The sequence below is a fragment of the Arcticibacter eurypsychrophilus genome (assembly GCF_001730525.1).
In the GTDB taxonomy this organism is placed as follows: Bacteria; Bacteroidota; Bacteroidia; order Sphingobacteriales; family Sphingobacteriaceae; genus Arcticibacter; species Arcticibacter eurypsychrophilus.
Genome location: NZ_MDFN01000030.1, coordinates 1 through 13,892, shown reverse-complemented (window position 1 = coordinate 13,892; position 13,892 = coordinate 1). Strand labels below are relative to the sequence as shown.

Genomic DNA, 13,892 nt, shown 5'->3' with positions numbered 1-13,892 from the left:
GTATCAAAATTCACAAACACCACAAAAAAGCAGATGGAACTTACAATGTAAAAATCAGGATTGCACACAAAGGGGAAAAGAAATACATCGATACTCCCCATTTTGTTGTTGACAAGCAACTCAAGCTAAATCTACGCTGAAGGATGCTACCTTAAGAAAGTTTCTGAACCAGACTCTCGATGATTACCGAATCACAATCAGTAACCTGGGGCCTAAACTGGAACTCTTTAATGCGGAAACGTTAAGGAACCATTTAAGGGATAAAAATGAACCGATGGATTTCTTTAGGTTTTGCAGCGACCATATTGAAGCCTTAAAGAACCAGGGGAGAAAAGGATCAGCTGGGACATTGAATACAGTCCTGCTAAGCCTGAAGGATTATTTCAAAGGTAATGCTTTGTCACCTTTGGAAATCAATGAGTGGATGCTTACCGCTTATGAGAAATATTTACGGGCTGAAAGAAAATTAACGCGCTTAAATCAGGGGAAATTGATCACCCGGACAGTAAAGGGCATGAGTGATGCAGCCGTGCACAATCATTTCCGGGATTTACGAATACTGTTTAAAGCGGCAATGAAATTTTATAACAAACCGCAAATCGGCGAGATTAGGATACCTTATTGCCCTTTCGATAATTACAAAATCGTTGATGCCCCGGAAACTAGGAAACGAAATCTGACGGTTGAGCAGATTAAAGCGATCCGTGATTGCAAAGTGCCAACTGATAGCAGGGCTGAATTGGTGCAGGATCTTTTTATGCTGTCTTTTTACCTATGTGGTATGAACGCGGTTGATCTATACCATTTACGAACGTCCAATATTATTAAAGGCCGTGTCGAATATAACAGAAGTAAAACTATCCGAAGATCAGATAAAGCTTTTATAAGTATTAAAGTAGTGAAAGAGGCGAAACCACTTTTGGATAGGTATCTTGAAAAATCACATACCCGGTATAACAGCTTTGAAAATCTGGATAGAGCGATCAATGAGGGGATTAAGATTGTTAATGAAAGGGCAAAGTTATCTGGTATAACCTTTTATTGGGCACGACATACATTCGCAAATCTTGGCCGTAACAAATGCCGCATGAGTAAGGATGATGTGGGATTAGCGCTTAATCACGTAGATCAGGGAAATAAGACTACTGATATTTATATCGAAAAGGACTGGGGCATTGTAGATGAAGTACAGTCAAAGGTAATCGCACTATTGAGCGAACCTAATGAGGCTAGAATAAAGAAACTTAGCGACCCAGTTGAACAACGGAGAACTATGCGCATTGTAAACCTTAATGTTTAGTGTGACCCTACCGTTAAGCTGATAATACCAGTAAGATATTGAATCTATTTTATTGACTACTTTTACGATTAAGCAAATTAAAACGTAAGATGGAAGATAAAGGAAAATTAGGAGAGGAATTTGTCAATGAGTTAGCATATAGTTCATTTCTGAAATTTTGGTGCTATCCTGGACCTAGATTTGAAAATGGTAATAAAAAAGAGATTTGTGATCTACTAATAATATTTAATTCAATATTGATTGTGGTTTCAGTCAAAAATTATGAGTTCAAAGGCAACCACTTCCGATATTTCAATAATACCATTGAAAAGGCGGTAAAGCAGATATATGGTGCTTGTCGGGTTTTATTTGGTTCGTCTGAAGTCCAGATTAAGCATCCCGACAAAGAAATAGAAATTTTCCCTAAAGACCAGATTAAAAAGGTATTTAGGATTGTAATTAACTTAGGTGAGGGCGTAAAATTTTATCCTTTCAACCAAACTACAAAAAATGATGACTACGTCACACTTTTTGATAAAAAATCATTTGAAGCAATAATTGATGAATTAGATACCATACCTGATTTCATAGATTATTTGGAAAAACGGGAAAAACTCTTTAAAGGTAAGACAACTATAATATTACCAGGAGATGAATTCGATTTTCCAGTTGAAACACAGCAGGAATTTTCAAAGTTCGGGGAAACTTTAGGCAAAAAGAATATATTAATATCAGGAACGGAAAAAGATCTGTTGTCCCATTTTTTTAAGAATCAAAGGAATTTTCCTGAAATACTTAATGGTGATTCCGATAGCTACTACCTACAAATAGACGGAGATTGGGAAAGTTTTGCGGCAAATCAAAAGGTTCTTAAAAAGACCCAAGCCGATAAGGTAAGCTATTTTATAGATGAGTTCGTTAAAAACGAATTATTGAAGGATAATTTACTTAAAAATTTAAATCCTATGCGGGAAGGCTTGGCGAAAGCACTCCTGTCATTTGATAGGCTGACAAGGAGAACAATTGCTAAAAGCTATTTTGATTTTTATGATTTGTATAAGGACATAGCAGGTTTGAACTTCGGGAGAAGATTTGCTGATTATGATGGTATCGGAGTGTTATTTACTTTTTATACAAAACAAATGGATTTAGAGATGGTCAATACCTTAAATAATTTGGCGGTTGAAAGTTCAAATCTTTATACAGATTATAAGAGTAAATCAATGATACTGATATCATCAAACCGGGAGCATCGGTTTTTATTTGCATATGTCGATAAGCTAGAAAAGTATCCGGATAGTTTAGAAATAGAAATAAGGAAAGATGTTGAGTTGATGGGCTGGTTTACAAAGCATACCGTGGTCCATACTAGCGAACAAGAGTTTCCTGATTGAATTGGCCATGAAATTCCTACCAGTCAACGAATGCGAATAGAAATTGTGTAACACTAGGGTGGGGAATTTTCTTTTCTTTATTCTCTTGATTCACATACTTTAATAAGAAAAGGCGTTTTGTTTTATTAACTGCGAGTTGTGTTTTTGTACGTACAATCTGCTCCGCACGATTGACTTACAAAAACGAACTTGCCGTGGCCTTGCCTTTCCCGTCAGGGTTAGGCAAGGCCACGGAAGGGAAAAAGGTCGCAACTCCTTAGAGGGGAAAATGGAAGAAGAGTAATTAATATATGAATTCCTAAAAGATGTAGATAAGAATACTTTCACAGAATTAGCAAAGGTCAATTGGTTATACAAGTGAACTGTTTTTGTTTCCTATTTGTTTGGAATTGAAACTGGTTGTAATGACTAAGAATTGAGTGATTAGATCTTCGGGATACTAATCACTCAACTCTTAGTCTCTTTAGCGAACTTTTAGTAACATAAGGAAGAAGTATATAAACATATAAGGGAATGTTTAGAGGACCGAGGACTAAATTGTGATGAAGGTGTTGATTTACAAGATTCGCCAATTTTTGGTGCATTGGGCTGTTGTCTTCTGAATTGAATCTAAACGAGGTCGTTGATTATGTGAAAATTTGGAGAGAATCATTATTGGTTATTGTTATTGAATAGAATTTTCTATAAGACTAGTTGCTCCTGCTGAAAAATAGGTGCCAGATTTAAGACCCACAATCAGCAAATATTTGGTAATTTGCAAACTTCTTAATAATGCCGAATAACGAGATGTCTCAACCCAAGCTATCATTATCACAATTAGAACAGTATCTATCAAGAGCTGCATGGATCTTAAAGGGCCCGGTGGATGCATCAGATTTTAAGGTGTTTATTTTCCCTCTTTTGTTTTTTAAAAGAATTTCAGATGTGTATGATGAGGAGTATCAGGAGGCGTTGAATGCTTCTGATGGTGATCAAGAATATGCTTTACTACCAGAATTACATCGGTTTATTATTCCTGAAGGTTGTCATTGGAATTATGTTCGAGAAAAAACATCTAATATCGGGTTAGCTATTGAGAGTGCGCTTAGGGGAATAGAGCAAGCCAATCAGGAATTTTTATATGGCATTTTTGGCGATGCACAATGGAGTAACAAGAATAAACTTTCAGATAGGCTTTTAATAGATTTAATCGAGCACTTTTCCCAGTATACACTATCAAATTCTTTAGTTGATCCGGATATTTTAGGTCAATCCTATGAGTATTTAATTAAACATTTCGCAGATCTAACCAACAAAAAAGCAGGGGAGTTTTATACGCCCCGATCGGTTGTGCATTTGCTAGGTTTAATTTTGGATCCACACGAAGGGGAAAGTGTTTATGATCCCGCATGTGGTACAGGCGGAATGTTATTAGAATGTGTTGATCACTTGAGAGACAATCAGGAAGATTTCAGAACCTTGAAGCTTTATGGTCAGGAAAAAAACCTGACATCAAGTTCCATTGCTCGTATGAATATGTTTTTGCATGGCATTGAAGATTTTCACATCGTTCGAGGGGATACTTTACGAAATCCTGCATTTTTTGAAGCTGATGAATTAAAGACTTTTGACTGTGTGATTGCAAATCCACCTTTTTCACTGAAAGATTGGGGGGCTGAAAACTGGGCAAATGATCCATTTGGAAGAAATATTGCGGGAGTGCCTCCTCAAGGAAATGGTGATATGGCTTGGGTCCAACACATGATTAAGTCAGTCAATAAAACTGGCCGAATGACAGTTGTTTTACCTCATGGTGCTTTGTTTAGAAAAGGCGCTGAAGGAAAAATTAGAGAGGCTTTAATTAATCAGGACTTATTAGAGGCTGTAATTGGTATAGGGTCGAATATTTTTTATGGTACTCAATTAGCGGCTTGTGTACTGGTTTTTAAGCAAAATAAAGAAAAAGCCAGGAAAGGAAAGGTGTTGATTATTGATGCCTCTGATCAGGTTCGTGAGGGTAGGGCACAAAATTACTTGGAGCCTGACCACATTAAACAAATTTATTCATGGTATAAAAATTATAATGATGTTGCAAATTACGTTCAGGTGGCTGACTTGGCAGCTATTAAAGAAAACGATTATAATTTAAATATTCCGCTTTATGTAGAGAAGATTATTGAAGACAACTTACCTTCAGTAGAGGAAGCTCTAGCTGATTTAAAGACAGCCTGGGATGCAAGTCTGGAAGCAGAAGAAAAATTTAAAAGGATATTAGACAGATTTATTATTTAAGTATAAAGATGTCCTCAAGCAACCTTAACATGAGCAGTAAGAGTCTTATATAAAGTTGAAAATTTTAGTTAATCATGACTCAACAACAATTAGAAAAATTTCTCTGGGGTGCAGCTACTGCTTTACGAGGTACAATAGATGCCGGAGATTATAAACAATATATTTTTCCTTTGCTTTTTTTTAAACGCATTTGCGATGTGTATGAAGAAGAATTTGAAAAAGCCTTAAAAGAAAGTGACGGAGATTTAGAGTATGCTGCCTTTGAGGAGAATCATCGCTTTCAAATACCTATTGGTGCTCATTGGAATCAAGTAAGAGAAGTGACAGTGAATGTTGGTATGGCCATTCAGGAGGCTATGCGGGAGATAGAGAAGGCTAATCCTGAAACCCTGTTTGGTATCTTTGGTGATGCCAGCTGGACAAATAAAGAGCGCCTGTCAGATGCTACTTTAAATAATCTGGTAGAGCATTTTTCTCAGCACAAACTTAATCTTGAAAATGTGCCAGATGATAAATTAGGCAACGCTTATGAATATTTGATTAAAGAATTTGCTGATGATAGTGGGCATACTGCTGCTGAGTTCTATACCAACAGAACTGTAGTGAAGCTGATGACAATGATCATGGATCCGCAACCTGGAGAGAGTGTGTATGACCCTACTTGTGGTTCTGGAGGATTGTTGCTGAATTGTGCTTTACATTTAAGAGAAGAAGGTAAAGAATTTCGGACTTTAAAACTTTACGGGCAGGAAATAAATTTGATAACCTCAGCCATTGCCCGTATGAATATGTTTATGCATGGTATAGAGGAGTTCAGTATTGTACGTGGGGATACTTTAGCTCAGCCGGCATTTTTAGAGAATGATGAACTAAAAAAGTTCAACGTTATTTTAGCTAATCCACCTTATTCCATAAAGGCTTGGGACCGTAAAGGATTTGAAAGTGATCCTTACGGTAGAAATATTTGGGGAACACCACCTCAAGGCTGTGCAGATTATGCTTTCCAACAACATATTCAGAAAAGTTTAAATGAGAAGAACGGGCGTTCTATTTCATTATGGCCTCATGGTATTTTGTTTAGAGATGCTGAAACTGAAATGCGCAAAAAGATGATTGAACAAGATTTGGTTGAATGTGTGATTGGGTTAGGTCCCAATTTATTTTATAACTCACCGATGGAAGCGTGTTTGTTGATTACTAATAATAACAAGGCTGTTAGTAAGAAAGGTAAGGTTTTAATTATCAATGCGGTTAAGGAGCTAAAACAAGAAAAGACTATTTCTCATTTACAACAAAATCATATTATTAAAATCTTTGATGCCTATAAGAATTTCCAGGACGCTGATGGATTCTGTAAAGTAGTGCCCATAGAAGAAATAATAAATAATAGGTCAAGTCTAAACATGGCTTTGTATGTGAGCAATGTCGATTCACAAAAAGTGCAATTATCAATTGATGAAGCACTGTCGGCATTTAATAAGCAATCTGTTGACTTAAAGAAAAGTATGAGTGAGTTATTTCAAATCTTAAACTAAATGGAAACAATTTTGCAAGGGATTGATTTGAAAAATATTGATAGGTCTAAGTGGAGATCTTATCGCTTTGATGAGATTGCTAAAAATATATCTGAACGTGTAGACCCAAATGATACTGATTTACAAGTATATGTAGGTTTAGAACATATTGATTCTGAATCTTTACACATAAAAAGAACAGGAACGCCAGATGATGTTAATGGAACAAAACTTAGGTGTTACCCTGGGGATATCATTTTTGGAAGAAGGAGAGCATATCAGCGTAAAGCGGCGATAGCAACTTTCGATGGTTTCTGCTCAGCGCATTCATTGGTTTTGAGAGCTAATCCAGCGGTTATTCATCCTAAACTTTTTCCTTTTTTTATACACTCCGATTTGTTCATGAATAGGGCGGTTGATATTTCTGTTGGTTCACTTTCTCCAACTATAAATTGGGGAACACTAAAAACACAAGAGTTTCATCTACCTCCTTTAGAAGAACAAGAACGATTGGGTAGATTATTGTGGAGAATTGATCATTTAATTGAGCAGGAGCATAAATTACTAAATAAAATAACTAGAGGTCAATATGTTTATTTCAATAGGAGCATTACTTCAGGAATTTACTTTGATGAAGAGAATGCTAAATATAAGTCAATAGTTTATCCTAAGAGTTGGACAGTCTTTCATCTTAAAGAATTGTTATCAAGCCTGAGAAATGGAATTTCAGAAGAACAAAACTTGAATGAGAAAGGGATTAAAGTAACCCGTATAGAAACTATCTCAGAGAGTGTAATAAATATAAAGAATGTAGGGTTTATTGATACCACTAGAGATTATTCAAAATATAAATTGGATGTTGGTGATATATTGTTTAGTCACATTAATAGTGTAGCTCATATTGGCAAAGTTGCTCTTTATAAAGAACACGTAGACTTATATCATGGAGTTAATCTTATGAGATTAAAAGCAGACCCATCCTTGATCAGATATACGTTTTTGCATTATCTTTTAGATAATAAGCCAGCAAAACGCTTTTATGAACGAAGAGCAAAGCAAGCTATTAATCAAGCAAGCTTAGATCAAAGTGATATTGGAAGTCTCCCACTGGCAATACCAATATTAAAAGTACAAGATTTGATTATAAAAAAAATGGAATACTTTGATACGTCAATTTCTGGTGTTAATTCAAAACTTAATGCCTCCAAATCCTTACAAAAAGCCTTAATCAATCAAATATTTGGATAGTTGGCTATAGGTAAATACATATATCGCATGGTGCATTGGCAAAACGTTCCTCATATTTTACAATATGGATTATGTTGTCGTGCCCATGAAAATGCGGATGCTAATTTTATTAATATTGGTCATCAACAATTAATTAATGATAGAGATCAGCATCCCATTGATTTAGAAGGATTAGGTGTGTTAGGAGATTACATTCCATTCTACTTTGCAGGGCATTCCCCAATGCTCTACGTCATAATGAATGGTTATCTAGGGGTTCAAAAGCGGCCACAAGAAGATTTGATATTTCTTGTTTGCAAAATTGAGGTAGTAAGTCAGTCCGGTGTTGATTTCTTCTTTACCGATCGGAATGCTAAATTAAAATTTGTTGAAACCTTCACGGATACTGCTGATTTAGATAAATTGAATTGGGATTGCATTAATGCCCTTGAATGGAAAAATACAGAAGAAAATATTCAGAAGAGAGATTTAAAACAAGCGGAATTTCTGGTTAGGCACCATCTGCCTGTAGAATTAATTAGTGCGATAGTTGTTAAAAATGAAGAAAAAAAGACCTATATTGAAGAGCAATTGTATACTTTTGGATTGAATATTCCAGTTCATATAGATACAGGAAATAAATTATATTACCCATGATCAAGTACACACAAGGAAATTTATTAGATGCATCTGTTGATGCATTGGTAAATACTGTGAATACCGTAGGTGTCATGGGGAAAGGTATTGCATTGCAGTTTAAAAACCGTTTTGCCAATAATTACAAGGTATATAAGGAAGCTTGTAGAGTGAAGTCTTTTCATGTGGGTGAATTACTTGTTGTTCAGGAAGATGATTTGACTGATAAAAAGTTGATTATTAACTTTCCAACAAAAGCGCATTGGCGTGGAGATTCGAGATATGAATACATAGAATCTGGATTACAAGAACTTCGTAAACTTATTATTGAAAAGCAGGTACAAAGTATCGCATTACCTCCATTAGGTTGTGGAAATGGCGGGTTGGATTGGAAAAAAGTTCAGCCAATGATCGATAAATACCTGGGCAACTTATCTGCTGAAGTAATAGTTTACACACCAAATGATCATATAAAAGAGATTCTACAAAAAGAAGGTGTAAAAAAAGAAATTAAGCTAACACCGGCAAGAGCGATGTTGTTGCATTTAATGCACCAATATGAAATTTATGGTGAGCAAAGTAGTCTGTTTGTGGTAAATAAATTAGCATATTTTTTACAACGGAGTGGTGAAAATTTAAAACTGGATTTTAAAGCACATCATTATGGTCCTTATACTGTTCAGCTGAATCATGTGCTTGGTTATTTAAATGGCGTTTATTTGAAAGGTATGGAACAGAATCAGGCGAAACCATTCGAACCGCTGTTTCTAAATTATGCTAAAGCAGATGAAATTAACAGATACGTAGAAACCCAGTTATCTTTTGAACAAAAGCAAAGGTTACAAAATGTACTTAAGTTAATCAATGGTTTTGAGTCTACATTTTCATTGGAACTATTAGCTTCAGTAGATTTTGTACAGCAGGTGAATAAAACAAAAGATCTGGGATTACTAGTTCACGAAATTAAAGCCTGGAATCCCCGGAAGGCCCATATGTTTGAAGAAAGGCATGTTAGAATTGCCGCAGAGCATTTGGAACAACATAAACAAAATGTATTTGTATAAGAGGAAAGAGATGATAAAACCATCTCTTTTTTTATTACAGTATAATTTTACTACTTTGTAAATATATTAGCCTAGCCTAAAAACTAATGTCATTCAACGAACTCAACTCAGTAGAACATTATATCATTCATCAATTAAGCAATGTGAATTTAAATAGCAGCTTAGTTACTGAACCAGAAGCCAACTATGGTAATAAATGGATTTATAAAGATCCTTCAGAGCTGGAAAGAGGTGTTAATGAACTTTTACTGGAAACTGAACTGAAGGATGCTTTAATTAGGTTAAATCCGGAAATTGGAGTTCGTAATGAATTGGCGGATGAGGTTATTTATAAGCTCAGGGCAATTCTGTTATCAGTTAACCAGGTAGGGTTAGTAAAAGCGAATGAGGAGTTTTTTAAATGGATGCAGGGCGAAAAGACAATGCCTTTTAGTGAAAATAACCGCCATGTACAGGTTCGCCTAATAGATTTTGAAAAATTAGATAATAACCATTACTGGGTAACGAACCAATTTCGCGTTCACTACCGAGAGACGAAGATTCCTGACATTGTATTATTCATCAATGGGATCCCGGTTGTTGTTGGTGAGGCCAAGACACCAATACGTCCCTCCGTGAGTTGGCTTGATGGTGCCCATGAAATTCATGCTGTTTACGAGGATGCCATACCGCAATTGTTTGTTACAAATATTCTTTCTTTTGCGACTGAAGGTAAAACTTTAAAATACGGCGGTATTCGAACTCCCTTGGAGTTTTGGTCCCCCTGGCGTATTGAAGGTGATGATGATGCTTTAGCTAGGCGTTTAGGTTTAGCTGAAATAGGGAAGGAGTTATCAGACTTGATGAGTCCTGTAAGATTACTGGATATTCTTCAGAATTTTTCTTTATTCACCACCAATAAAAAGAAACAGAGGATAAAAATTATATGTCGTTTCCAGCAATATGAAGGGGCAAATAAAATAGTTGATCGGGTTGTTGAAGGTAGAATTAAAAAGGGATTGATCTGGCATTTCCAGGGTTCTGGGAAGTCATTATTGATGGTATTCGCAGCACAGAAGTTACGTAAGCTGGCTGCTTTAAAAAGCCCAACGGTTATTGTTTTGGTGGACAGAATAGATTTAGATACCCAAATTACGGGTACCTTCAACGCCGCGGATATTAGCAACGTGGTTACCACAGAAAGTATTAGCGAACTTAAAACCTTATTAGAGCGGGATACCAGAAAGATCATCATTTCGATGATTCATAAATTCAGGGATGCAAAGCCTGATATGAATACACGTGATAACATTATTGTTTTAGTGGATGAGGCGCATAGAACGCAAGAGGGTGATTTAGGAAGACAAATGCGTGCTGCATTACCCAATGCCTTTTTATTCGGATTAACTGGAACACCGGTTAATAAGGCTGATAAAAACACCTTTTGGGCATTTGGATCTTCGGAAGATGAAGGCGGATATTTGTCTCGATATACTTTTCAAGATTCAATTCGTGATAACGCAACTTTACCTTTGCATTTTGAGCCTCGTTTAGTAGATGTTCATGTGGATAAGGAGACAATTGATCAGGCTTTCCAGGATTTTAAAGAAGAGTCTGCATTATCTGATGAGGAAGCTGATGCTTTAAATAGAAAATCAGCTAAGATGGCTGCATTTTTGAAATCGCCTGAGCGGGTTGCAAAAATTGTTGAGGACATAGCTAAGCATTTTAATGAAAAGGTTGGGCCACAAGGGTACAAGGCTATGATTGTTTGTCCTGATCGTTATGCTTGTGTTCAATACAAAGAAGAACTGGATCGTTATTTTCCGATTGCTGCGAGTAAAGTCGTAATATCCACAACAGCCAATGATTCGTATGAATTTAAACAAAAATGGGCTGTAGATAAGAGTCAGCAAGAAAAAATACTTGATGACTTTAATGCTCCATTAACAGAATTGAAATTCTTAATTGTAACAGCCAAGCTTTTGACAGGCTTTGATGCGCCAATTTTGCAAACGATGTATCTGGATAAATCGATAAAAGATCATACTTTATTACAGGCCATTTGTAGAACGAATCGTTTGTTTCCAGGAAAGACATTTGGAAGGATTGTAGATTATTTTGGCGTTTTTGATGATGCAGCAAAGGCTCTTGAATTTGATGAAGAAGGTGTAAAAAAGATAATATCTAACTTATCAGAATTACGCAACGTATTACCAAAAGCGATAGAAAAAACGCTAATGCATTTTGGAGACTTGGATAGAACGATAACAGGTTTTGACGGACTTGAAGCTGCTCAAAATGTTATTAATACCGATGAAAAAAAGGATGCTTTTGCAAAAGACTTTAAGTATCTGGCTAATTTATGGGAGTCTTTGTCACCGGATCAGATACTGAATGATTATCAGGTAGATTATAAATGGCTTTCTCAAGTTTTTGAATCCGTTCGTCCTGCGTCTAATCATATTGGTAAATTGCTATGGTTTTCTTTGGGAGCACAGACAACTAAGCTTATCCATGAAAATATCCATGTTGGTGAAATACATCAATTGGATGAGTTTGTACTGGATGCGGATGTGATTGAAGATATTTTTAACAATCCAGATCCAAAGGCAGCTAAGGATTTGGAGAAGATATTGATAAAGCGGTTTAAAAAACGTGGCGGTGATCCTAGGTTCAAAAAATTGAGTGAGCTTTTAGAAGCCCTGAGAGATAGAGCAGAGCGGGGATTGATCACTTCTATAGAATTTGTAAAAGAACTCTGTAAGCTAGCCAAGGAGACTCTTCAGGCAGAGAAAGAGCTTGCGCTAGCTATTCCTGAGAAAACGCCTCAGGCTGCTTTAACAGAGTTGTTTTTGGAGCTTAAAACTGACCAGACTCCTGCGGTTGTGGAGAGGATTGTAAATGATATAGATTCTATTGTTCGATTGGTTCGTTTTCCTGGATGGCAAAAAACTGCATCAGGGGAACGGGAAGTGCAGAAATCGTTGCGCCAGGCTTTGTTGAAGTATAAGTTGCATAAGGAACAGGTTTTGTTTGATCGGGCTTATGCTTATATAAAGGAGTATTACTAGTAGCTATAAAGAATTTATTAGCGTCCTTTTTTAATTGGTTCTTAAAAAAGGACACATACAACCAAACTAGTCAAGTATTGAAAATAAAGCCTATATGATAAACGGTTACTGAAAATACTAGGGTACTATATTCGAATTAATGACCATTAAGCGAATTAAGAAAAAGAGGTGTAAGTGTTTAGTTCTTTTTGTTAAAATGGGATGAGCTTGCCATTAGTGCCTTTGTGTATTTTGTCATCTGAACTATTTATCACTCCATCTTGGCCCGCAAATCTTAACGTGTAAGTTTCAGCGGAATCAGCAGTGTATAACAAGCTCAATCCAAGAATTGCAATAGAGTCTTTTGAAAGCTTATCCGGCAACTCTGACAGGCTGGAAGGATATTTATTATTATTAGCATAGTATGTATCTAAAGCACCCAGGATAATCCCAACTCTTTTGCCAACGAATTTTCCCTTATTGTAAGTATCTAATACCTGCTTAAGTGCTTCTGGATTTTGTTTGTTTTTTTCTACGTCGGCAGCAATCATTTCAAGGCGGATTTTATAATTAGCAACATTATCCATCGCTTGTGTATAAGCAACAATCCCATCGCATGGGTGTGATGCTAACAACAATGTAGCCGATTGCAGAACCCCTTGCATAAGCTGGTGTTCGCTCGTAAGTTTTTCTTTTAATAAGTCCACTTTTGCATCTACACCAGCATCTACAGACATAATCTTTATTTTACTTAGAATATCTATATCCCCCTTGAAGCGCGGTTCATAGGTCTTAACAGCGTCCTCATAAAATAATTTTGCACATTTCTGAGATTTTGGGTAATTAACAGGCATATTCGTGACTGGACAGACAACCGTTAAATATTTGCAATTAGTACCACATCCCGATAGAACCATTAATAAAAATACACAAGAGAATCCTTGGGCAAATAATGAATAGAGTTTAGTCATTTTGATATGATTGAGTTCTCTAATGTACCTTGAGTAAATGATTGACGCAATAGCTAGTAATAGCTATTTTACTCCTAACAACTTTAGAAGAATTGATTTTTCTTAATTACATACACTGTGAAGGAGAATATCCTCGAAGCTTAAGCAAAGCACTCCATGTATCATGCGCATATTTGTAGGTTGTTTACGATAAATCAAAGGCCCTTCAAGAAGTAACTTTTACAAGTCAGAATATTGATGTGATGATGATTCTAATATGCAATATGGAAGTATAATCATAGGAAGAATTCTAAGTACTGGACATGGGGAATGTTTTTTACAATCCTGATGATCCTGAGCTGTTTGTTGAAAAGAAGTATGGATTTGGGCAAACATTCAACATGGCGCACAAACAAGCGTATTATTTATTATTGTTTCTCATCATCTTCCCAATTGCGATAATAGTTATTCCGCTTTATTTACTTGTCTACAATTGTAGTCGGTAATTAACAATGCACAGAAATT

General features: G+C 36.0%; 10 protein-coding genes. 9 read left to right on the top strand and 1 reads right to left on the bottom strand.

The features are described from left to right. Positions 1-274: 274 nt before the first annotated feature. The 8 genes from BFL47_RS15385 (at position 275) to BFL47_RS15350 (ending at position 12,438) form a co-directional block, all read left to right on the top strand. Entirely contained in the window at positions 275-1,300 is a 1,026-nt protein-coding gene (locus BFL47_RS15385; RefSeq protein ID WP_069660694.1) for a phage integrase SAM-like domain-containing protein, read from the top strand. Positions 1,301-1,389: 89 nt separating this feature from the next. After that, positions 1,390-2,673, top strand: a complete 1,284-nt coding sequence (locus BFL47_RS15380) for a hypothetical protein (protein ID WP_069660693.1) — start codon at positions 1,390-1,392, stop codon at positions 2,671-2,673. Positions 2,674-3,444: 771 nt separating this feature from the next. After that, positions 3,445-4,944, top strand: coding sequence for a type I restriction-modification system subunit M (locus tag BFL47_RS15375; protein ID WP_069660692.1), 1,500 nt, complete (start codon positions 3,445-3,447; stop codon positions 4,942-4,944). Positions 4,945-5,018: 74 nt separating this feature from the next. After that, a complete protein-coding gene (locus BFL47_RS15370) occupies positions 5,019-6,479 on the top strand; it encodes a type I restriction-modification system subunit M (RefSeq protein WP_069660691.1) in 1,461 nt (486 codons plus the stop codon). Beyond that, on the top strand, positions 6,480-7,706 hold the full coding sequence (locus BFL47_RS15365; RefSeq protein WP_069660690.1) for a restriction endonuclease subunit S: 1,227 nt from the start codon (positions 6,480-6,482) through the stop codon (positions 7,704-7,706). Further along, positions 7,707-8,342, top strand: coding sequence for a type II toxin-antitoxin system toxin DNA ADP-ribosyl transferase DarT (gene darT / locus BFL47_RS15360; protein ID WP_139125837.1), 636 nt, complete (start codon positions 7,707-7,709; stop codon positions 8,340-8,342). Then, positions 8,339-9,385: a type II toxin-antitoxin system antitoxin DNA ADP-ribosyl glycohydrolase DarG gene (gene darG / locus BFL47_RS15355; RefSeq protein WP_069660688.1), complete on the top strand. Its 1,047-nt coding sequence runs from the start codon at positions 8,339-8,341 to the stop codon at positions 9,383-9,385. Before darT ends, darG begins: the two co-directional genes overlap by 4 nt. A gap of 86 nt (positions 9,386-9,471) precedes the next feature. After that, on the top strand, positions 9,472-12,438 hold the full coding sequence (locus BFL47_RS15350; RefSeq protein ID WP_069660687.1) for a type I restriction endonuclease subunit R: 2,967 nt from the start codon (positions 9,472-9,474) through the stop codon (positions 12,436-12,438). A gap of 191 nt (positions 12,439-12,629) precedes the next feature. On the opposite strand, the gene BFL47_RS15345 is transcribed toward BFL47_RS15350, so the two are convergent. Continuing rightward, positions 12,630-13,388: a hypothetical protein gene (locus BFL47_RS15345; protein ID WP_139125836.1), complete on the bottom strand. Its 759-nt coding sequence runs from the start codon at positions 13,386-13,388 to the stop codon at positions 12,630-12,632. 302 nt (positions 13,389-13,690) lie between these two features. Between BFL47_RS15345 and BFL47_RS20535 the strand changes: the two genes are divergently transcribed. Next, the gene (locus tag BFL47_RS20535) at positions 13,691-13,873 is read left to right on the top strand and encodes a DUF5808 domain-containing protein (RefSeq protein WP_394332414.1); all 183 of its coding nucleotides are present in this window, start codon (positions 13,691-13,693) and stop codon (positions 13,871-13,873) included. Positions 13,874-13,892 lie beyond the last annotated feature (19 nt).